General features: G+C 60.8%; 21 protein-coding genes. 9 read left to right on the top strand and 12 right to left on the bottom strand.

Annotation, left to right across the window (positions count from 1 at the left end; genetic code table 11):
* The first annotated feature begins 1 nt into the window (after position 1).
* Both ACR0J1_RS05300 and ACR0J1_RS05295 read left to right on the top strand, forming a co-directional pair.
* Positions 2–226 carry a DUF1150 family protein gene (locus ACR0J1_RS05300; protein WP_480470554.1) on the top strand — a complete coding sequence of 75 codons (225 nt, stop codon included), beginning with the start codon at positions 2–4 and terminating at the stop codon, positions 224–226.
* 87 nt (positions 227–313) lie between these two features.
* Complete coding sequence (locus ACR0J1_RS05295; protein ID WP_480731161.1) at positions 314–1192, top strand: PhzF family phenazine biosynthesis protein; 879 nt, start codon at positions 314–316, stop codon at positions 1190–1192.
* A gap of 72 nt (positions 1193–1264) precedes the next feature.
* Here ACR0J1_RS05295 and ACR0J1_RS05290 read toward each other — a convergent pair whose 3' ends face one another.
* The 4 genes from ACR0J1_RS05290 to trxB form a co-directional block, all read right to left on the bottom strand.
* The gene (locus ACR0J1_RS05290) at positions 1265–2983 is read right to left on the bottom strand and encodes a bifunctional sulfate adenylyltransferase/adenylylsulfate kinase (RefSeq protein ID WP_480731160.1); all 1719 of its coding nucleotides are present in this window, start codon (positions 2981–2983) and stop codon (positions 1265–1267) included.
* A gap of 202 nt (positions 2984–3185) precedes the next feature.
* Positions 3186–4871, bottom strand: a complete 1686-nt coding sequence (locus ACR0J1_RS05285; protein ID WP_480731158.1) for an adenylate/guanylate cyclase domain-containing protein — start codon at positions 4869–4871, stop codon at positions 3186–3188.
* 72 nt (positions 4872–4943) lie between these two features.
* A complete protein-coding gene (locus ACR0J1_RS05280) occupies positions 4944–5402 on the bottom strand; it encodes an RES family NAD+ phosphorylase (protein WP_480731156.1) in 459 nt (152 codons plus the stop codon).
* 1 nt (position 5403) lies between these two features.
* Entirely contained in the window at positions 5404–6345 is a 942-nt protein-coding gene (gene trxB / locus ACR0J1_RS05275; RefSeq protein WP_480530923.1) for a thioredoxin-disulfide reductase, read from the bottom strand.
* 227 nt (positions 6346–6572) lie between these two features.
* Between trxB and ACR0J1_RS05270 the strand changes: the two genes are divergently transcribed.
* On the top strand, positions 6573–7073 hold the full coding sequence (locus tag ACR0J1_RS05270; protein ID WP_480731154.1) for an Lrp/AsnC family transcriptional regulator: 501 nt from the start codon (positions 6573–6575) through the stop codon (positions 7071–7073).
* A gap of 118 nt (positions 7074–7191) precedes the next feature.
* On the opposite strand, the gene ACR0J1_RS05265 is transcribed toward ACR0J1_RS05270, so the two are convergent.
* The 4 genes from ACR0J1_RS05265 to lgt all read right to left on the bottom strand — a co-directional run bounded on the left by ACR0J1_RS05265 (position 7192) and on the right by lgt (position 11406).
* Positions 7192–7974, bottom strand: coding sequence for a Hint domain-containing protein (locus ACR0J1_RS05265; RefSeq protein ID WP_480731153.1), 783 nt, complete (start codon positions 7972–7974; stop codon positions 7192–7194).
* 728 nt (positions 7975–8702) lie between these two features.
* On the bottom strand, positions 8703–9461 hold the full coding sequence (gene pgeF, locus ACR0J1_RS05260) for a peptidoglycan editing factor PgeF (protein WP_480731151.1): 759 nt from the start codon (positions 9459–9461) through the stop codon (positions 8703–8705).
* On the bottom strand, positions 9458–10525 hold the full coding sequence (locus ACR0J1_RS05255; RefSeq protein ID WP_480731150.1) for a class I SAM-dependent methyltransferase: 1068 nt from the start codon (positions 10523–10525) through the stop codon (positions 9458–9460). Before ACR0J1_RS05255 ends, pgeF begins: the two co-directional genes overlap by 4 nt.
* The gene (gene lgt / locus ACR0J1_RS05250) at positions 10522–11406 is read right to left on the bottom strand and encodes a prolipoprotein diacylglyceryl transferase (RefSeq protein ID WP_480731148.1); all 885 of its coding nucleotides are present in this window, start codon (positions 11404–11406) and stop codon (positions 10522–10524) included. Before lgt ends, ACR0J1_RS05255 begins: the two co-directional genes overlap by 4 nt.
* A 97-nt stretch (positions 11407–11503) precedes the next feature.
* Between lgt and ACR0J1_RS05245 the strand changes: the two genes are divergently transcribed.
* The 5 genes from ACR0J1_RS05245 (at position 11504) to ACR0J1_RS05225 (ending at position 14692) form a co-directional block, all read left to right on the top strand.
* Positions 11504–11752 carry an accessory factor UbiK family protein gene (locus ACR0J1_RS05245; protein WP_010441801.1) on the top strand — a complete coding sequence of 83 codons (249 nt, stop codon included), beginning with the start codon at positions 11504–11506 and terminating at the stop codon, positions 11750–11752.
* Positions 11753–12062: 310 nt separating this feature from the next.
* Positions 12063–12563: a type III secretion system chaperone family protein gene (locus ACR0J1_RS05240; RefSeq protein WP_480731146.1), complete on the top strand. Its 501-nt coding sequence runs from the start codon at positions 12063–12065 to the stop codon at positions 12561–12563.
* 32 nt (positions 12564–12595) lie between these two features.
* Positions 12596–13411 carry a pyrroline-5-carboxylate reductase gene (gene proC, locus ACR0J1_RS05235; protein WP_480731144.1) on the top strand — a complete coding sequence of 272 codons (816 nt, stop codon included), beginning with the start codon at positions 12596–12598 and terminating at the stop codon, positions 13409–13411.
* Complete coding sequence (locus tag ACR0J1_RS05230; protein ID WP_480731143.1) at positions 13404–13742, top strand: tRNA-binding protein; 339 nt, start codon at positions 13404–13406, stop codon at positions 13740–13742. Before proC ends, ACR0J1_RS05230 begins: the two co-directional genes overlap by 8 nt.
* Positions 13742–14692 carry a 2-hydroxyacid dehydrogenase gene (locus ACR0J1_RS05225; protein WP_480731141.1) on the top strand — a complete coding sequence of 317 codons (951 nt, stop codon included), beginning with the start codon at positions 13742–13744 and terminating at the stop codon, positions 14690–14692. Before ACR0J1_RS05230 ends, ACR0J1_RS05225 begins: the two co-directional genes overlap by 1 nt.
* Here the strand turns inward: ACR0J1_RS05225 and ACR0J1_RS05220 are convergent.
* On the bottom strand, positions 14689–15267 hold the full coding sequence (locus ACR0J1_RS05220) for a thymidine kinase (protein ID WP_480731139.1): 579 nt from the start codon (positions 15265–15267) through the stop codon (positions 14689–14691). The genes ACR0J1_RS05225 and ACR0J1_RS05220 overlap by 4 nt on opposite strands.
* A 358-nt stretch (positions 15268–15625) precedes the next feature.
* Here ACR0J1_RS05220 and ACR0J1_RS05215 point away from each other — a divergent pair, with 358 nt between their 5' ends.
* Positions 15626–16087, top strand: a complete 462-nt coding sequence (locus ACR0J1_RS05215) for a hypothetical protein (RefSeq protein ID WP_480731138.1) — start codon at positions 15626–15628, stop codon at positions 16085–16087.
* Between the two features lie 114 nt (positions 16088–16201).
* On the opposite strand, the gene ACR0J1_RS05210 is transcribed toward ACR0J1_RS05215, so the two are convergent.
* From ACR0J1_RS05210 to carB, 3 genes are all read right to left on the bottom strand, one after another.
* Positions 16202–16927 carry a hypothetical protein gene (locus ACR0J1_RS05210; protein WP_480731136.1) on the bottom strand — a complete coding sequence of 242 codons (726 nt, stop codon included), beginning with the start codon at positions 16925–16927 and terminating at the stop codon, positions 16202–16204.
* A gap of 113 nt (positions 16928–17040) precedes the next feature.
* Positions 17041–18165 (bottom strand): beta-ketoacyl-ACP synthase III, encoded by a 1125-nt coding sequence (locus tag ACR0J1_RS05205; protein ID WP_480731134.1) that lies wholly within the window; start codon positions 18163–18165, stop codon positions 17041–17043.
* 239 nt (positions 18166–18404) lie between these two features.
* Complete coding sequence (gene carB, locus ACR0J1_RS05200) at positions 18405–21749, bottom strand: carbamoyl-phosphate synthase large subunit (RefSeq protein ID WP_480731132.1); 3345 nt, start codon at positions 21747–21749, stop codon at positions 18405–18407.
* Between the last annotated feature and the right edge of the window lies 1 nt (position 21750).

Below are 21750 nucleotides of genomic sequence, written 5' to 3'. Positions count from 1 at the left end.
TATGAATACGCCAATTGAGATCAACGCCGAAGGGGATCGGATCGTTTATGTGAAAACCGTCGAAGTGGCCGACCTGCCGCGCGATCTGCGCGAGCAAGCGGGTGATCTGGACCAGCTCTATGCGGTTCACGATTCCGACGGGCAGCAACTGGCGCTTGTTGCCGACCGCAAGCTGGCTTTTGTGCTGGCGCGTGAACATGATCTGTCACCGGTGGCCGTACACTAGACGGCCCCGCGTTCAGCCTAAATGACGTGACAATTGATGCGTTGCCGGTGAAACATGCGGCGACGCTTTTTTTGTTGGAGGACGCGCATGGGCTGGTATGAATTCGATTGGGTCGATGCCTTTTCCGACCGCCCCTTTGGCGGCAATGGATGCGCCGTCGTGTTTGGCGGTGCGGGGCTCTCGGACGAGGTTTGCATGGCTTATGTCCGTGAAACCTCATTGGCGGAATGCACCTTCACCGGGCCGTCCGATGTGGCCGATATCCGGGTTCGTTACTACCTTGCCAGCCGAGAAATCCCGTTTGCCGGGCATCCGACCATTGCCACCGTCGCCGCAATGCGATCACGCGGTCTGTTTCAGGGCGACGCTCTGACGTTAGAGACCGGGGCGGGCGTTGTGTCGATCCAGCTCAACGGCGATGAGATCGAGATGACGCAGGTCGCGCCGCAATTTGGCGATCATGTTCCCGTTGATCTGGTCGCCGCAGCCGTCAGCCTGTCGCCAGAGGATATAATCAGCCCGCCGCAATTTGTGTCGACCGGGCTGCCCTTCTGCATAACTGTCCTGCGCGATCACACAGCGTTGCGCGCTGCACGGTTGGATACCTCGGTGCTTGGTCAAATCACCGAAAAAGCCGGTTTTTCCGGCAATGACATGGCCGAGCCGTTTCTGGTTACCCTTCAGGGCGTAACCGCGACGGGCGACACATTTTCGCGCCTGTTGATGGCACCGCCCAGCCCGCCCGAGGACCCGTTCACTGGGTCCGCCACTGGCGCGATGGCGGCCTATCTTTGGAAACACGGTCTGATGGGCAAGGACAGGTTCGTCGCCGAGCAGGGGCATGATATGGGCCGCCCCGGGCAGGCGATCGTCTCGCGCGTGGGGCCGCGGGATGGGATCACAGGGGTCAGGGTTGCAGGGCGCGGATATGTCCTGATGCGCGGAGAGGTCTGTCTGCCAGACTGAACGCCCCGGATATGTGAAATGAAAAGGCCCACGGAACTCCGCGGGCCTTTGCTGTTTTTGCGTATTTGGCGATCAGGATGCCGCGATCAGGCCCATGCTTTCCAGTTTCAGCAGCACCTGATGGGCGCAGTTGTCGACCTCGACATTCTCGGTCTCGACCCGCAGTTCGGGGTTTTCCGGCACATCATAGGGGTCTGAGATTCCGGTAAATTCCTTGATCTTGCCTTCGCGCGCCAGCTTGTACAGCCCTTTGCGGTCACGGCGTTCGCATTCTTCGATGCTGGTGGCGACGTGGACTTCGCAGAAGGCCCCGAACTGTTCGATCTCTTCCCGAACGGCGCGGCGGGTTGTGCCATAGGGCGCGATGGGCGCGCAGATGGCGATGCCGCCATTCTTGGTGATCTCGGAAGCGACGTAACCAATGCGGCGGATGTTCAGATCGCGATGCTCTTTCGAAAAGCCCAGTTCCGAGGACAGGTTTTTCCGCACGATATCGCCATCCAGCAGCGTTACGGGACGACCGCCCATCTCCATAAGCTTGACCATCAGCGCGTTGGCGATGGTGGATTTGCCGCTGCCCGAGAAACCCGTGAAGAAAACAGTAAAGCCCTGCTGGCTGCGCGGTGGTTTAGTCTTGCGCAACTCGGCCACAACTTCGGGGAAGCTGAACCATTCGGGAATTTCCAGACCTTCCGACAGGCGGCGTCGCAGTTCGGTGCCCGAGATGTTCAGGATCGTCACGTTCTCTTTGTCGAGAATTTCGTCATTCGGTTCATACTGCGCACGTTCCTGCACATAGACCATATGTTTGAAATCAACCATCTCAACGCCGATCTCGTCCTGGAACTGGCGGAACAGGTCCTGCGCGTCGTAGGGGCCATAGAAATCTTCCCCGGCCGAGTTTTTGCCCGGGCCGGCATGATCGCGACCCACGATGAAGTGGGTGCAGCCGTGATTTGCGCGGATCAACCCGTGCCAGACCGCCTCACGCGGGCCCGCCATGCGCATCGCCAGGTTCAGCAGCGACATCGAGGTGGTCGAGGCGGGGTATTTGTCAAGCACTGCCTCATAGCAGCGCACGCGGGTGAAATGGTCCACGTCACCGGGTTTGGTCATGCCGACAACCGGGTGGATTAGCAGGTTGGCCTGGGATTCCTTGGCAGCGCGGAAGGTCAGCTCCTGATGCGCGCGGTGCAGCGGGTTGCGAGTCTGGAAGGCGACGATGCGACGCCAACCCAGCTTGCGGAAGTACGCGCGCAACTCGTTCGGCGTGTCGCGGCGCCCGCGGAAGTCATAGTGAACGGGTTGCTGGATGCCGACCACAGGGCCGCCCAAATAAACCTTGCCTGCAACGTTGTGCAGATAGTTCACCGCCGGATGGGCCTGATCGTCGGCGCCAAAGACCTTTTCGGCCTCGCGCGCCTTGTCGGGGGTCCAGCGGTCGGTCACGGTCATGGTGCCAAGGATCACGCCCTCTTGGTCGCGCAGAGCGATGTCCTGACCCAGTTCGATCGTCTCGGCAAAATCCTCACTGACATCCAGCGTGATCGGCATCGGCCACAGCGTACCGTCGGCCAAGCGCATGTTGTCGACTACGTTGTCGTAGTCGGCCTGAGACAGGAACCCTTTGAGCGGGTTGAAACCGCCGTTCATCAGCAGGTCCAGATCGCAGATCTGACGCGGGCTGAGGTCCCAACTGGTCAGGTCGGCGGCCTCGACCTTCAGTTTCTGGGCGGACTCGTATGAGACATATAGTTCGGGGATCGGGGCCAGATTGGCTAGCATCGTCATCGGAAAACTCTTGGAGCGGTTGTGTTTTGCTTGTGTTTCAGGGGTGTTTACATGGGCATTTGCCCCGGTCCGCAGGCGAAGTCCAGAGGTGGGCGGAAACAAAGAACGATATGTGCGGTTTTTCCTGCGATTGGAAAACTGTTCTAGTTTCTCGATCCAATCGCGGCGAAAATCCTGATCGAGGCGGCCGAGGGTCCCGTTTTCAGGCGATCTGTTCCTGCTGTGTGATCTGGTGTTCAACCTCCGAGGCGCGCTCGACCGGCAGGGCCGGGATGGGCGCGGTGACGCCGCGCAACCGGAAATCGCACAGTTTAGCGGGGTCACACTGCAGCCCCGCTGCCTGCAGGACATCGTCGGATACCAGAAGTTCGACGCGCAGCGCCTTGGTTTCGCCCTCCAGCCGGCTGGCGACGTTCACGGCGTCACCAATGATCGTACGGGGGGCGTGTTTCGCCGCGCCGATCTCGCCCAGAACCAGATCACCCAGATGCAGCCCCATGCCAATGCGGATCGGCGGGCTGCCTTCGGCCTCAAGCTGCTGATTGAAACGCTCCAGCGCGCGGCCCACATCGGCCGCCGCATTCAGCCCTGCGCGGGCCGAGCTTGCGGCATCAGCGGTTTCAAACATCGCCAGCAGGCCGTCGCCCATATATTTGTCGACAATACCGCCCTGTGCGGTGATTGCGGGCACGATTGCATCAAAAAAGCGGTTCAGTAAGAAGACGATGTCGTAAGGCAACTGCCCGGCGGTTCGGGCTGTAAAGCCGCGCATATCCAGAAACAGGACCGCCAACTGCCGTTCCTGCCCCTGACTGGCATGGGCCCGGTTGCGCGCACCGTCTGGGCGGAAGACGCGAAAAACCGTCATCGGATCGGTGGGGCGCATCTGGCAGGCCAACCTTGTTCCCTCGGGGGCACCAACAGCCCTGAGGCTGCGCGCCTCGATATCAGTCGGTGGGGGCAGGGTGTCGGCACCCTCTGCGACGATCACCCGGCAGGTGGTGCAGCGGCCTTTACCGCCGCACAAGGCGGTGTGTGGGATACCGTTGGCGTGCGACATCTCAAGCAGGGTCATCCCCTTTTCCGAAACCACCTCGGGGCCGTTTACATACCGGATGCGGACCGAGTGTCGCCGCCGCCACAGCTTGCGCCCCAGATAGATCACGGCGGTCAACCCCAGAGCCGCCCAGAACACCATCAGCGTATTGTCCTTGACGGTGAACATGGACTGGAACGCCTCGGGCGAGGGCCAGTTGTAGTACTCGATATACTGCGCGCGCAGGTCGGGATCGGCGAAATCAGCCCAGATGCGCCGCCCCTCGGTCAGGACACCCGCCAGCGCGAAGCCGGGGACAAACACCGCAAGACCGATCAGATAGGGCGCTGCGCTGCGCCACCATCGCGTCATCCGCAGCCACATATGCAGACCGATGCAACCATGCACCCAGACAAGCAACAGCAGCAGGCTCTGCATCCAGATGGCGGTGCTGGGCCACATCAGAAGGATGATATAGCCCATCTCGTCATTCACCCCGTAAACTTCGTGGGCATATCGGGTCTGAATCAGGTGCGCGATCAGTTGCAGCGGTATCAGCAGCCCCAGGACCACCTGCAACGCCACACTGAGCGGCATCCGCAAGGTGCGGCGCTGCGCGATCGAAACCAGTGCCAGCCCGGCATGGACCAGCAGCGAGACATAGAGGGCCAGACTGATGAAATCATGCCGCGAAACGGCTTTGCGCCCATCCTGCATCGCGTGCAGCAGATGAGTATCAAACAGGCCCAGGCCGATATTGATGAAATGAAAAAACGCAAAGACGAACAGCACCAGACCGCTTGCGATCCTGAGCCGGCTTATCCACCCGCCGCGCCAAAGAGCGTTATCCAAAAGCTCACCCGTTCTTCGCCTTGCCTTGGGCGATCCTGACTGGGCGCTGCCTTGCGGTCAAGGCGGCGCGCGTCACCTTTCAGGGAGCCAGTCACAGGCTGGGCCTGCGGGAGCGATCAGGCCGGGCCGCCCGTCAAACAGTACCAGATGGCTGAGGTCGGGGCGGGACCGTGAGCTGTAGAGCAACCCGTCCGCGCCTTGCGCGCGGGCCCGGTCGGAATATCGCCATGTTGGAGAGGGATGCCCAAGATCCCACGCGTCCTGCCAGACCACCGACACCTCGGGACGTCCGCGAAGATCCATCATCCGAGCACCAGAGACCTGGAACCGCCGAATAATCCGCGCCGGGTCGCTGGCCTGAACATAGCGTCGAATGGCGATCCCGGCCCCTTCGGCACTCAGCGAGGCATAAAGTGCGAACTGGCCGGAATGATGGAATCGGCCCTCGGGCGCGCGGGCAGGGGCCAGCGGTGCGTCTGCGCGAGAGCGAAACAGAATTCTCCAGACCGAGCCGGAGAATTCCGTGATCATGTCACTCGTTCTCCGCCAGGAACCGTTCCGCATCCAGCGCGGCCATGCAGCCCATCCCGGCGCTGGTGACGGCCTGACGGTAGACGTGGTCGGTCAGGTCCCCGGCCGCGAAAACACCTGGAACCGAGGTCTCGGTGGTGCCCGGCTTGGTCACCACATAACCGCCCATATGGGTTTCCAGCGTGTCCTTGACCAGTTCGTTTGCAGGCGCGTGACCGATGGCTACAAAGACGCCCTTACAAGGGATCTCGGTGATCTCGCCTGTTTTGACGTTCTTGACCCGCACGCCTTCCACGCCCAGCGGGGCATCGGTACCGACGACCTCATCCAGTTCGTGGAACCACAGCGGTTCGATCTTTTCGTTTTTGAGCAACCGGTCCTGCAGGATCTTCTCGGCCCGCAATTCGTCGCGGCGGTGGATCAGCGTGACCTTGCTGGCGAAATTGGTCAGGAACAGGGCCTCTTCGACCGCCGTATTGCCGCCGCCAATGACCACGATCTCCTGCCCGCGATAGAAGAACCCGTCGCAGGTGGCGCAAGCCGAGACGCCGAAGCCTTTGAATTTCTCTTCGGACGGCAGGCCCAGCCATTTGGCGCGCGCGCCCGTGGCCAGAATCACCGCGTCCGCCGTGTAGACGGTGCCGCTGTCGCCTTTTGCGGTGAAGGGGCGCTGGCTGAGGTCCAGATCGCTAATGATGTCGCCGATCACCTCGCAGCCCATTGCCTTGGCATGGTCCTGCATCCGCACCATCAGATCGGGGCCCTGCACCTCGGTGTCACCGGGCCAGTTTTCAACCTCAGTGGTGGTGGTCAGTTGTCCGCCGGGTTCGATCCCTTGTACCAGAATCGGCTCCAGCATGGCGCGGCTGGCATAGACGCCCGCAGTATATCCGGCCGGTCCCGATCCGATGATCAGAACCTTGGTGTGTCGTGTTTCGGCCATGGTACCCCCAACTCAATCTGCTCGTCCGGACAAGCGTCCAGTGCGGATCGATATAGCGACCGCAGGGCGGCGCTTAAAGCCCCTTCATGCCGTAAGCCGGATTTGCGTTTCCCGGTGGGGGCGCGCGGCCTAATGTACATCCAAAATGACGAATATTGCGCAGGTGTGAAATATTATTGCGCCTGCCGGTGCTGCTGGTATAAGAACTGAAAACTCAGGAGCATTCGATGGTCACAACCCGGCTGGACGAAATCGACCGCAAAATTCTGGCGGAGCTACAGGCCGACGGTCGTATGACCAATGTGGAACTTGCCAAGCGTGTTGGAATCTCGGCCCCGCCCTGCCTGCGGCGGGTGCGCACGCTGGAAGAATCGGGCTATATCCGCGGCTATCATGCCGAGGTCAATTCCCGCGAACTGGGCTTTGAGGTTCAGGTTTTCGCCATGGTCGGGCTGGAAAGCCAGGCCGAATCCGAGCTCAGCGCGTTCGAATCCCGATGCAAGGACTGGCCGCTGGTTCGTGAATGCCACATGCTGAACGGCGAGGTGGATTTCATCCTGAAATGCGTCGCCCCAGACCTGAGCAGCTTTCAGCAGTTTTTGACCGGCGATCTGCTGACCACGCCGAACGTGGCCAGCGTCAAGACCTCATTGGTTATCCGAGGCGCAAAAGACGAGCCAGGCGTGCCATTTGACGTGCTGGAAGACCGGATGAACCGGACCGCCTGAGCCTGGACGTGTTCTGGCCCGCAGGACACGGTGGCAACAGGGCTGCCACAGCCAGCGAGAAGACCCAACTAAGTAATATCTGCATGATGCCCCCACATTTGCAGTAATCGTTAACGGTTTATGCCGTAATCGCGTCTACCTCACCATCTCCGGAACGCGGCAGAAGCAACGGCCCGAAATCATTCAGCGATTCGATATGTGAGAATAGATTCAGATAGACCGAACGCAAAGAGTGACTGATCATCCGCACCGCGTTTACGCCCGGATGATAGGTCTCGAACTGCAGCCCATCCACGCGGATGACCGAATGGCGGGCGACACAGATGTGAAACAATTCCACCGGCGTAGGCGGCAATGTTTCGATAACACCCATCCCATCCTGGAATTCATGCACCGGCGTCAGGATCGGTTGACCGTCATTCAGGTGCCGGAGATGCGCGGGTGCCCCAAGCAGCCGGGCCGCAGGGCCTGCGATGACGCCCGACATGGGTTTCTGCATTCCGAACGTATCGGCCATGATCCGGGTCAAGGGGCGGGTCCGCCCCCGCGAATCCTCGCGCCCGGGGATCAACGTGACCGATCCTTTCCACAGCACGGTTTCAGATGTGCCATCCTGGGTCAGAACCTCATCGCCCGGCAGCAGGTCTTCGATTGCCATCGGACCTTGCGGTGTTTCGACCAATGAGCCGCGTGTGAAGGCGCAGAAGGCGTCCTCGAACATTGGCAGGGCCGGGGCGATGTGACGCGTTTGCGCAACATCTCCGTTTTCCAGCAACGTGCTGACTTCATAGCGTCGCAGCTGCGCTTTGGGTGCTGTCGTCGGACGCGGCGCATCGCGCAGCAGTGCGGACGTTCCGACCGCGTTTCTGGCCGCGCGGGCCAGTGAATTTGGAATAGCCATTTGTATTCCGTCCCCTCTAAAATTCGCCCGAACGGGTTGAACCCCCGTGCAGTCCCGTCGGACGACCTTGTTCTTTGTCTTTAACAATATGGGCAAACGCTGGGCGGGCACCGAACAGGCCCCACGCCGCGAGAGAAAACAACAGTATTTCGGCCAAGTTCATGACCCCCCAAGACAAACTCGTTAAACGCAGGCGGCAATTGCCTGCTGCAGACACACTCCGAACCATGGCCGCAAACCCATCTGCGACCGCGCACACCGGACCGGAGCCTCGTCCGGTATGCGTCTTGCCCTGCGAGACCGGCAGCTGGTCTCGTGGGGGTTATCTGTTAGCGACGGGCGGCCAGACGGCGCGCGACTCTGACAGAATGGCTTGAAACCCGCTTCCAGGGCATTTCAGGTTCCTGATCTCTGACCGCTGCAAAGACGGCATTGAGAAAGCGTGATTTCGTTTTCATTTCTTTGTCCTGCTTCAACAGGGCCTGATGCCCCGGTTTCCGTTTATAATCCCAGCCTGACGCGGATTTGCGGCACCCGTAAGGCTGATCCGGGATGAATTGAGGACAAATGAAGGTTTGAGACACCTCTTTGTTGGCTTAGCCAGCCTCATGGTGCCAGGAAAATGGGTAACCAACTGAGTACCAGCGAAAAATTGCTACGATTCTGACTCAGGTAAACACAAAAATTGTGGCGAAAACGGGGCAGAATTGCCTTATTTCGGTCCGCTGTTACAGTCGGATCGCCGAAATCAGGCGACCATAATCGGCCTCATTGGCGTGCGTGGTGCGCCGGTATGAATAGAATCTGTCAGGGTCGGAATACGTACAATGACGGGTCCATTCCGTCTGACCGACACCCGCCTCACGCAACTTGTGCAGGCCAAAGGCGGGCAGGTCGAAAAGCATCCGATCGCCCTGTCCATTTGCAAAAAAACGCGCATTGTCCGGTGAGGCGGCGAGGAAATCGTCTAGAAACTCGGGGCCAACCTCGTAGGCGCGTTGCGAAATGGTAGGGCCGATGACGGCGGAAACGTTCTTGCGCTGCGCCCCCAGCGCCTCCATCGCGTCCAGCGTCGCTTCGAGCACACCGTCCAGTGCGCCACGCCAACCGGCATGGGCCGCGCCGATCACATTTGCGTCAGGGTCGGCAAACAGAACCGGCTGGCAGTCGGCGGTCAGAATCGTCAGGGCCAGTCCGGGGGTGGCCGTAACTAGGGCATCAGCCTTGGGTTTGTCGCCTGAAAGCGGCGCGTCGACGGTGATCACGGTTGGCGAATGCACCTGATGCACTCCGACCAGCGCCTCGGGAGTGACCTCCATCGCGCTGGCAACGCGTTTACGGTTCAGGGCAACCGCCTCGGCCAGATCCGAAGACCCGGGGCCGCAGTTGAGCCCTGCGAAGATGCCCGAAGACGCACCACCCCGGCGGCTGAAGAACCCGTGGCGAACCGGGGACAGAATGTCGGAGGTCAGAATTTCCAGCGTCATGGTTCCAGTCCCGGTGGTGGCGCGGCGTGTGGCGGATAGAGGCCCAGTACTTTGAACAGGTTTCCCATTTCATCGGGATGCGTCAACCGTCGATGTGCCGAGATCAGCGTCTCAAGCTGAGGCCCGCTCAGCGCCGAGGCAAGGGATTGTGCCCGCGCGGTGATACCCAATCGTTCCAGAAACACGCCCTGCGGTGTCAGCCGCGAATATGCGCATCCGGCGGCGCGAGCCGCGTTGGCCAGCGGTTCGAAATCCACATGCGCGGTCAGGTCGGCCTGACCCGGCGTGTCCAGCGGGGCAACGGCCTTATGCGCCTGCACCGCTTGCAGCGTGTCCCCCAGCGATACCCAGTCGCCATAGTCGATGATCAAAGCGGCCCCGCTGTTTCGGGTGATTTGCGCCCCAATCCGGCTGACAATGGGAATGGCGGCGGCGCAGAGCTCGACCAGATCGCCGTCACTAGTGTCAGACAGGCGGTCTTCCAGCGCCGATTGTGGTGCCCGGGGGCCAAGGCCAAAGGTCAGTGCTGTGTCCTCGTGGCCCACCAACCGCTCGCGCCATCCCGTTTCATCGCGCAGGAACTGGCGGATAGGCAGGGCGTCGAAGAACTCGTTGGCGACCAGAAATAGCGGCAGGTCGGGCAAGTCGCCGATGTGGGTGATCCAGTGTGGTGCATAGACGTTCAGCGTGTCCGCCTGAATGTCGCGTAAGGTAGGGGAGGCCTCAAGCAACGTGACCCGCGCCGCATCGTGAAAGCCCGGAATCTGTCGTGTGGCGCGCAAGATATCGGCCATCAGCGTACCCCGTCCGGGGCCGAGCTCAACCAACGCGAAAGGCGCGGGCTGACCTTGATCCAGCCAAATCTGTGCAAGCGACAGGCCGATGAGTTCCCCGAACATTTGGCTGATTTCCGGGGCGGTGATAAAATCACCCTGCGGGCCCAGCGGGTCGCGCGTTGTGTAATAACCATGGACCGGATGCAGCAGGCACTCGGCCATGTAGTCGGCGATGGTCATGGGGCCATCATTCTGGATACGTGCCAGCAGATGGTCCTTCAGGCTCATGTGGCGCGCCGGGCTCTCAGAGCGAACCACAGCCCAAGCGCGATCATCGGCAGGGACAGCAACTGCCCCATGGTTAGGCCATAGCCTCCAATCTGCCACGCCAGCCCCAGCGGGTTTCCGGGGGAGATGAACTGCGCGTCGGGCTGGCGGAAGAACTCGACCAAGAACCGCGATGCGCCATAGCCCGCCAGAAAGACGCCCATGATCAGGCCGGGCTTTTTGAAGGCTCCGCGCCGGTGGGCCAGCCAGATCAGCAGCGCGCCCAGCAGCAGCCCCTCAAGTAGGGCTTCGTAAAGCTGCGAGGGGTGGCGGGCGCACAGCCCGATCACCCCGGGGCAATCCTGAGCCGCCGCGCCGGGGAAGATCACGGCCCACGGCAGGTCGCTGGGACGTCCCCACAACTCGGCATTGGTGAAGTTGGCCAACCGCCCCAGCAGCAGGCCGGGCGGCACCGTGTGGGCCACCAGATCGGCCAGCGACAGAATGGGAATCTGGTGCCGCCTGCCATAGAGGTAGGTTGCGATCACCACGCCCAGCAGCCCGCCGTGAAACGCCATGCCGCCCTGCCAGACCATCAGAATCTCAATCGGATGCGACAGGTAGTAGGCCGGTTGATAGAACAGAACAAATCCAAGACGCCCGCCCAAAATCACGCCAAGGATGATCCAGGTGACCAGATCCTCAAGCTGTTCAGGCTTCATGGGTGGCGTCTGGCCGGACCACAACGCAGGCCGCCGCAGCGCCATCAGCGCCATGCGCCACGCGATCAGGATGCCGACGATATACGCCAGCGCGTACCACCGCAGTGCGAATTCCATCCCGAACAGCGAGATCGAGAACAATTCGGGCGACAGATCGGGGAAATTCAGAACAGCCTGCATGTGCGTCTCATTGCCCGGGGTTAGCAGGGCAAGTCAACCTTGAGCCCGGGCCATTCTTTACCCATATAGAGGGCAATCGCGAAATCGGAGAAAGCCCATGCAAACCCGCAACAAGATTCTGGACGATATGTCTCAACTGATGACCAACGCCATGGGCGTGGCGCAAGGGGCGCGGGAAGAGGCCGAGAATGCGATGAAATCGATGATGGATCGCTGGCTGGCTGACCGTGATTTCGTCACCCGCGAAGAATTCGATGCCGTCCGCGCCATGGCTCAGAAAGCGCGCGAAGAGAATGCAGCGCTGGAACAGCGTATCGCGGCGCTTGAGGCGAAGCTGGACAAGTAACGCCTGAAATTTTCGATTTTGGTTCGGGATATGAACCGCGCATTCCACACCCGGCTTGCGCGGCGAGGTGAATTTTGCCGCCCTGTAAGAATTAATCAAGGCAAAGCTGCAATCGACGACAATATTTTGGTCTGCGTTGCCAACTGTCCACAACTTATTGCTGTTATCCCCAAAAATGGGGGTTGTCAGACACCCACCCACATCGCACCATATTTAGTATAGACAGACTGGGGAAGCCCGGCTTGTAGAGCAGGCAACTAGCGCTGGGGCGCTGCCAGCCCCAAATGCTAGAGATTAGTGAGGTGGCATTATGGCCCTTTCCGAGCAGTATCTCGAAGAAGACCTTCATCCGATCGACATTGTTGAACATCTTGCGGAACATCACGACTGGGATTTTGACCGGATCGGGGATGATCAGATTGCCATGGCCGTGGAAGGTCAGTGGCGCACCTATTCGATTACATTGGCCTGGTCCAACTATGACGAGACCCTGCGCATGGTGTGTTCGTTTGAAATGGAACCCCCAGCAGAGCGTGAAACCCAGCTTTATGAGCTTCTGAACAAAATGAACGATCAGTGCTGGGCCGGGGCGTTCACCTACTGGGCCAATCAGAAACTGATGGTCTACCGCTATGGCCTGGTTCTGTCGGGTGGTCAGACGGCCAGCCCCGAGCAGATTGATACAATGATCAACGCCGCCGTGCTGAGCGCCGAGCGCTATTACCCTGCAATCCAACTGGTCACATGGGGCAACCGTACCCCCGAAGAGGCGATGCAAGTCGCCATTGCAGAGGCCTACGGCCGCGCGTAAACCTTTGCCCCGAACCATAGGGGAGGGGCATCATGAATATCTCGCGGGTTGCGGAACAGGGCCTTGTACTGCTGGGATGCGGCAAGATGGGCTCGGCGATGCTGGCGGGTTGGCTGGATCATGGGCTGCCCGCAGCTTCGGTCTGGGTCATTGATCCCAATCCCTCGGACTGGCTGAAGGCACAGGGCGTCAACATCAACACTGCGCTGCCCGAATCTCCGGCGGTGGTTCTTGTCGCCGTAAAACCCCAGATGATGGGCGAAGCCCTGCCTGCCATTCAGGCGCTGGGTGGCGGTGGCAGCCTGTTTATCTCAGTCGCCGCAGGCACTTCTCTGGCTACTTTTGAAAACGTGTTGGGAGCGGATACTCCGATCATCCGCGCCATGCCGAACACGCCTGCGGCGGTACGGCAGGGGATCACGGCGCTTGTCGGGAATGCCAAGGCCTCGGACGCGGATATAGTGCTGGCTGAGGACCTGCTGTCGGCAATAGGTGAAACGGTGCGTCTGGATGATGAGGCGCAGATGGATGCGGTCACCGGCGTCAGCGGTTCAGGCCCGGCCTACGTGTTCCACCTGATCGAAACGTTGGCACAGGCCGGTGAGGCGCATGGTCTGCCGCATGATCTGGCGATGAAGCTGGCCAAATCCACCGTGGCCGGGGCCGGGGCTCTGGCGATGGCCGCGGATGAAGACCCTTCGCAGTTGCGGGTCAACGTAACTTCGCCCAACGGCACCACGCAGGCCGCGCTTGAGGTGCTGATGCACGAAGAACAGGGCTTTCCCAACCTGCTGCACCGCGCCGTTCAGGCCGCCACCAACCGCTCCAAGGAGTTGTCTCGTGAGTGAGATTACATTTGACGAATTCCTCAAGGTCGACATTCGCGTGGGCGAGGTGATCCGCGCAGAGCCTTACCCTGAGGCCCGCAAACCTGCGATCAAGATGTGGATCGATTTTGGCGAAGAGATTGGCGAGCGTAAGACCTCGGCCCAGATCACGGCGCATTACGATCCCGCGTCGCTGGTGGGCAAACAGGTGATGGCGGTGGTCAATTTCCCTCCGCGACAGATCGGCAAGTTCATGTCCGAGGTTCTGGTGCTGGGCCTGCCCGATGAAAACGGAGAGATCGTTCTGATCGGTCCCGACGGCGAAGTTCCAATCGGCGGAAGGATGCATTGATGAAATTGCTGATCGCCCGACCGATGACCACCGCTGTCGAAGCCCGCGCCCGCGCCGAATTCGATGTAGAGATTCGCGATGAAACCCTGCCGCTGACGCAGGATGAAATGCTGCGCGCGTTGACCGAATTTGATGTGGTCGTGCCCACGCTGGGAGACCTGTTCTCAGCGCAGATATTTGCGCAGGTGCCTGAACCGCGCTGCAAGCTGCTGGCCAATTTCGGCGTCGGTTACAATCATATCGACGCCGCCGCCGCCCATGCTGCTGGCGTTGCCGTCACCAACACGCCCGGCGCGGTGACGGATGCCACGGCCGACATCGCCATGACCCTGCTGCTGTCCACCGCCCGCCGCGCGGGCGAGGGCGAGCGGCTGGTGCGTGCAGGCCAATGGCAAGGCTGGCACCCGACGCAGATGCTGGGCCATCATGTCTCGGGCAAGCGTGTTGGCATTGTCGGCATGGGACGCATCGGTCAGGCGATTGCAAGGCGCTGTCACTTCGGATTTGGCATGAGCGTCGCCTATCAATCCCGCAGCCCCAAGCAATTGGATTTTGCGTCAGAGTATATTCCGGACCTGAAGACTATGGCTGCAGCGGTGGACTTTGTTGTCGTTGCCGTTCCGGGAGGGGCCGAGACCCGGCACCTGATCAATGCGCAGGTGCTTGAGGCCATGGCCCCCTCGGCCATCCTGATCAATATCGCGCGCGGCGAGGTCGTGGATGAGGCCGCCCTGATCGCGGCCCTGCAGGCCGGTCAGATCGGAGGTGCCGGGCTCGACGTCTACGAATTCGAACCCACGGTGCCGCAGGCCCTGCGTGATATGCAGAACGTCACTCTGCTGCCTCATCTGGGCACTGCGACAGAAGAAGTGCGCACCGATATGGGGCATATGGCGCTGGACAATGTAGCAGCCTTTGCGGCTGGGCGGCCTCTGCCCAACCCGGTCTAGGCCCCGACCGCCTCGCGCCAGTGCTTGCGGCAAAGCGAGACGTAGGTCTCGTTCCCGCCGATCTGTACCTGTGCGCCTTCGGTAATGGTGTTGCCGTTTTCGTCCTGACGAATCACCATCGTCGCTTTGCGTCCGCATTCGCAGATGGTGCGGACCTCGCGCATTTCATCTGCCAGTGCCAGCAAGGCGGCGGAGCCGGGGAACAGTTTGCCCTGAAAATCCACGCGCAACCCGTAGGCAAGCACCGGCACTTTCAGGTCGTCCACCGCCCGGGCCAGTTGCCAGACCTGATCTTCAGACAGAAACTGCGCCTCGTCCACAAAGACGCAGGCAATCGACCCCTCGGCGCGGCGCGCCTCTATCATGGCAAAAACGTCGTCATCGGGTCGGAACGTGTCGGCCTGCTCTGAAATCCCGATGCGCGAGGCGATCCGCCCCGCACCGGCGCGCCCGTCGATATGCGCCGTCATCAGATAGGTGTTCATGCCGCGCTCGCGATAATTGTGCGAAGCCTGCAGCAATACGGTCGATTTGCCCGCGTTCATGGTGGAATAGTTGAAATACAGCTTTGCCATGGCGTCGGTCTAAATCCCGCAAACGACATGGGCAAGAGCATCAATGCGCAAATGAAAGCGACGCCGCCATTGCGGCTGCCGGGGCCGAGCAGATGCTCTTGGGGATGGAGAGCCCCGCGCCCTCAACAGCGGCGTCGTCGGCCTACATGGGGCCTATACACCACAGGGCTGAAATGATGCCCTGCCTTCACTCATTACCGGCACGAACGGCCGCCACTCACTCACAAAATCCCCGCAATTCTGAGGGATAGTCAATTAATGGCATTTCAATTATGACTCGGATATGGGAACTTTCCCTTCCCTTTCCCCCGGCACGGACAGGCAGGGAGGCAGGAGCGCAGGTAACAAGGGTAGCAAAATGGCGGATATCGGGGCCTATCTGAAGAAGCATACCGAGGCATTGGTTAAAGATGTCGGAATCGAGGCGGCGTGCGAGATCACCGGAAAGTCCAAGGCGACGCTGGGGCGGTACTATTCCGACAATGCCGAACACGCCGATCGGTTCATGCCGGTCGATGCCGTCGCGCGTCTGGAAAATGCCGCAACCTACCCGCACGTTACCGCTGCGCTGGCCGAGCTGAAGAATATCTCGCTGTCCTATGATGGCCGCAATTCGGACAGCCCGCGCACCGGTGGGGTGAATGCGGATGTCATCGCGCTGAGTCAACGGTTTGCGATGCTGATGACCGAATATCAGTCAGCCATCGAGGATGGCATCATCACTGTGAACGAGGCCAAGCGCCTGCTGAAGGAAACCAGCATGTTGCAGCAGGTCCTGATCGAAATGAAGCTGCATCTGGAAGAAGAAAGCGTCAGCTGACGCGGCAAACCGGTCTGCACCGCGGCGACCTGATCAGGCACCAGAGGTTTTGAGACAAAGAAGGCGACCCGCGGGTCGCCTTTCCGTTTTGTCCTGCGGGGGTATTGACCCCGGTCAGCTTTCGTCGTCATTGGCGTTTTTGCCGCGTCCGGGGCTGGCCCCCTCGGCACCATTGCCACCGCCGTTGTTACCCTTGGCACCGCCGTGACCTTTGCCGCCGCCTTTGCCCGGCTTATCCCCGCCGTGGCCGCCTTTGCCACCACCTTTGCCCGGTTTATCGCCACCTTTGCCGGGCTTGTCGCCGCCATGGCCGGGTTTACCTCCACCGCCGGGCTTGCCGCCGCCGTCTCCGGGCTTGCCGCCGCCGCCGCCATTGCCCGGATCGTTGTTGTCGCCTGGATCGCCGCCATCACCGGGATCAGAGCCGTTGCCGGGATCGCCTCCGTCACTCGGGGGGCTGCTTCCGTCGCTGCCGGAGCCTCCACCGCTGCTTGATCCCGACGATCCCGAGGGCAGATCGCTGTTGCGATCTTCACCACGGCTGCTGTCCGAGATCGAAGCGGTCGGCAGATCGGTCAGAAGCTCCGCCAGCCCCACACATTGCGTCGCGGTGTTTTGCACGATGGAGTCGAAATCCGTCCGCTTCTGCAGATAGGAAACGAACCCGGGCGTCACTTGCGAGCAGCCGCAAAGCGTACCGTAGTCGCCTTCGTTTGCAGCCGCCCTCGCGGTGTTGACGGTGCAGACCTGCGGCTCGGCCGCTGCGGCCTCGGTCGCCATGAACCCAAGAAACGGCGCGGCAACCAGCGCGGCCATTCCAACACGTGTATTTCGCTGCATAACAGGGTGCTCCCTCGGCTACATCACTCGAATGCGCTGGGCATCCGATCCCGATGTGGGTCCCTGAGATGAAGAAGCGGTTTAGGCTGTCTGAAGAAGTCTTGAGAAAGCGGTCATCCGTGCCGTTTGACGATCACCGAGCCAACCGAGTAGCCCGCCCCGAACGAGCAGATCAGCCCGACATCGCCGTCGCTCAGGTCATCTGAGTGTTTCGAGAAGGCGATAATCGACCCCGCCGACGAGGTGTTGGCATAGTCCTGCAGGATGTTGGGCTGTTCGCCCGGCTCGGGTTCGCGACCCAGAACCTTCTTGCCAATAAAATCGTTCATGGTCTTATTGGCCTGATGCAGCCACAGGCGTTTCAGATCGTTACTGGCCACGCCTTCGGCATCCATGTGGTCGCTGATATGCTTGCTGACCATGGGCAGGACTTCCTTGAAGACCTTGCGCCCGTTCTGCATGAACTGCATGTCGCGGCGATCGACGACTCCATCGGGGCGTGACCGGCGCAGAAAACCGTTATTGTTTCGGATGTTGTTGGAAAACGCGGTGGCGCAGCGGGTCGAGATGATCTCGAAATGTGGGCCCTTGGCATCGTCCAGACGTTCCACCAGCGTTGCGGTCGCCACATCGCCGAAGATGAAGTGGCAATCGCGGTCGCGCCATTCCAGATGTCCCGAACAGATCTCGGGGTTGACCACCAGCGCCGCTCGGACCGAGCCTGACCGGATCATATCAGCCGCCGCCTGAATGCCGAACGTGGCCGAGGAACAGGCGACGTTCATGTCGAACCCGAACCCATCGATCCCCAGCGCATCCTGTATTTCGATCGCAATCGCCGGATAGGCGCGTTCATGGTTAGAAGCGGCGCAGATCACCAGATCGACCTCATCCGCCGACCGCCCGGCCTGCGCCAGCGCTTTGCGGCACGCATCCACCGCCATTTCGGTCATGATCCCCGGTTCGTCATCGCTGCGCTGCCGTAGCGACGGATGCATTATTTCAGGGTCCAGCACGCCGGCCTTGTCCATGACGTACCGGTTTTCGATCCCTGACGCCTTGACAATGAACTCTTCCGAGGAATGCTCCAACGCCTCCATCTGCCCTGCCGCAATCGCATCGGCATTCTCGGCGTTAACCCGGTCGGCATAGGCGTTGAAGGCCTCGACCAACTCGGCGTTGGTGATGACATTTTCGGGTGTATAGACACCGGTTCCGGTGATGGCAGGAGTATACATGGCGGGTCCTGATTTCATGATCTGCACAAAATGCAGTCCCGGTGGGTTTTGATCAAGGTGTCTTGACCTAAGGGAATGCAACCCTGTGGGCGTGACGTTTTTATAGGTTGAGCCCCATGCCGGTCGACGCTTGCCCTGAGTGCGAAGTCTGCCGGTTTTCCCGACGCCAGAAGGGGCTTCGTCGACGACACAAAAAAAGCCCCGGTCAGCGACCGGGGCTTGTCTCGTTTGCTTTCAGATCAGCCCTGTAGCGACTGAACCTCAACCTCTCCCTCGGCCTGCGCCTTGATGGCGAGCGCTGCTGCGTGGGACCCAGCGGCCGTGGTGAAATAGGGGATCTTGTCGTACAGCGCGATGGACCGAATGGCCTTGCTGTCCTCGACCGCCTGTGCGCCCTCGGTGGTGTTCATCACCAATTGCACCTGGCCGTCCTTCAGCATGTCGACAACATCCGGGCGGCCTTCGTAGACCTTGTTGACCACGTCACAGGCTACACCTTGCGCCGCCAGCCAGCTTTGGGTGCCACGTGTTGCAACCAGCGAAAAGCCCTGCGCCGACAGCGTCTGTGCGGCCTCGAGCATCGCAGGCCCCTTGTCGGCATCCTTGATCGACACAAAGGCACGACCGGCCGCGGGCAGCACCATGCCCGCCCCCATCTGTGCCTTGAGGAAGGCGCGCGGGAAGTCATGATCCCAGCCCATCACCTCACCGGTCGAGCGCATCTCGGGGCCGAGGATCGTATCGACGCCGGGGAAGCGGGCGAAGGGCAGCACCGCCTCTTTTACCGAGAACCACGGCATGTTCGGGTCGGCGAGTGTCATCTGGTCGACGACCTTGTGGTCTTGTTCTTTGTTGTAAGCGGGACGCTGCGGGAAGTTCGACAGTGGTTCGCCCGCCATCACCCGCGCGGCGATTGAGGCGATGGCACTGTCGGTGGCCTTGGCTACGAAAGGCACGGTGCGGCTGGCGCGGGGGTTCACCTCGATCAGATAGATCTCGTCATCCTTGACCGCGAATTGCACGTTCATCAGACCGACCACATTCAGCGCGCGGGCCAGTTTATGCGCCTGATCCTCGATTTGCGCCAGGATCTCGGGGCTGAGCGAATAGGGTGGCAGCGAACAGGCCGAGTCGCCCGAGTGTACGCCCGCCTCTTCGATGTGCTGCATGATACCTGCGACATGCACATCCGTTCCGTCGCTGAGCGCGTCGACATCCAGTTCGACTGCGCCGGACAAATAGCTGTCGAGCAGCACGGGGCTATCACCCGAAACCACCACCGCCTCGGCGATATAGCGTTTCAGCTGATCCATATCGCGGACGATTTCCATCGCACGTCCGCCCAGCACGTAAGAGGGGCGGATGACCAGCGGAAAGCCGATTTCTTCGGCGATCTCAAGCGCCTGTTCGTCGGTTGAGGCGATGCCGTTCTTGGGCTGTTTCAGGCCCAACTCATTGACCAGCGCCTGGAACCGTTCGCGGTCTTCGGCCAGATCAATCGCGTCGGGCGTGGTGCCGAGGATCGGGATGCCCTCATTCTCAAGCGCGTGGGCCAGTTTCAGCGGGGTCTGGCCGCCGAACTGAACGATGACGCCGTGCAGGGTACCGTTTTCCTGCTCGGTGGTCAGGATTTCCATGACGTGCTCAAAGGTCAGCGGTTCAAAATACAGACGGTCCGAGGTGTCGTAGTCGGTGCTGACGGTCTCGGGGTTGCAGTTGACCATGATGGTCTCATACCCCGCATCGGTCAGCGCGAAACAGGCGTGACAGCAGCAATAATCGAACTCGATGCCCTGACCGATCCGGTTCGGGCCACCGCCGAGGATGACGACCTTCTTGCGGTCGCTCGGCCGCGCCTCGCATTCGACCTCGCCCATCATCGGGGCCTCGTAGGTCGAGTACATATATGGCGTCTGTGCCTCAAATTCGGCGGCGCAGGTGTCGATGCGTTTGAAGACTGCATTGACGCCCAGATTGCGGCGGGCGCGGCGGACGTTGGCTTCGTCGCGACCGGTCAGGTTGCCGAGACGCGCGTCAGTGAAGCCCAGCATTTTCAGCTTGCGGATGCCGTCTTCGGTGACCGGCAGGCCATCTTTGCGCACCTGACGCTCGGCCTCGATGATCTCGCGGATGCGCGCAAGGAACCACGGGTCGAACTTGGTAACGCCAAAGATTTCGTCGTCGGTCAGACCGTGACGCATCGCCTGCGCGATGGTGCGGAGCCGGTCCGGCGTCTGCTGGCTGATCGCCTTGATGACAGCGGCGTTGTCGTCGGCCTCGTCCCAGAGGCCTACATTCAGGCCGGGGATTTCGATTTCATCAAACCCGGTCAGACCCGATTCCATCGAGGCCAACGCCTTTTGCATCGATTCGTGGATCGTGCGGCCGATGGACATCGCCTCACCCACCGACTTCATCGCCGTGGTCAGGTAGGGTTCCGAGCCCGGGAATTTCTCGAAGGCGAATTTCGGAATTTTTGTCACGACATAGTCGATGGTCGGCTCGAACGAGGCGGGCGTGACCTTGGTGATGTCGTTGTCCAGCTCATCCAGAGTATAGCCCACGGCCAGTTTCGCGGCGATCTTGGCAATCGGGAAACCGGTCGCCTTGGACGCCAGCGCGGACGAGCGCGACACGCGCGGGTTCATTTCAATCACGACCATACGGCCATCGACGGGGTTGATCGCCCATTGCACGTTCGAGCCGCCGGTCTCGACCCCGATCTCGCGCAGCACGGCAATCGAGTGATTGCGCATGATCTGGTATTCTTTGTCGGTCAGCGTCAGGGCAGGCGCCACGGTGATCGAGTCACCCGTGTGCACGCCCATTGGGTCCACGTTCTCGATAGAACAGACGATGATGGCGTTGTCGGCGGTGTCGCGCACCACCTCCATCTCGTATTCTTTCCAGCCCAGCAGGCTTTCGTCGATCAGGATCTGACCAACGGGCGAGGCATCCATGCCCGAGCGGCAAATATGAATGTAGTCTTCGCGGTTATACGCCACGCCCCCGCCAGTACCACCCAGCGTAAAGGCCGGACGGATGATGGCTGGCAGGCCCACGGTTTCAAGCGTGTCCAGAGCCAGCGCCACCCCGGCGTCGAGGTCTTTCTTACCGGTGTCGTCCTTGGGGGCTGTCACAATCTCGGCCTTCGGGTTTTCAATACCCAGCCGGTCCATCGCCTCGCGGAACAGGGCGCGATCCTCGGCCATCTCGATGGCGTCGCGCTTGGCACCGATCATCTCGACCCCGAACTTGTCCAACACGCCCATCTCTTCCAGCGCCAGCGAAGTGTTCAGCCCGGTCTGCCCGCCCATGGTGGGCAGCAGGGCGTCCGGGCGTTCTTTCTCGATGATCTTGGCAACCACCTCGGGCGTGATCGGCTCGATATAAGTGGCGTCCGCCAGACCGGGATCGGTCATGATCGTTGCGGGGTTCGAGTTCACCAGAATGACCCGGTAGCCTTCCTCGCGTAGCGCCTTACAGGCCTGAGCGCCCGAGTAGTCGAACTCACACGCCTGACCAATAACAATGGGCCCCGCCCCGATGATCATGATCGACTGGATGTCGGTTCTTCTCGGCATG

It is taken from the genome of Ruegeria sp. CJ3 (genome assembly GCF_056536725.1).
The sequence above is the reverse complement of the archived record's forward strand: the minus strand, read 5'-3'. Positions and strand labels throughout refer to the sequence as shown.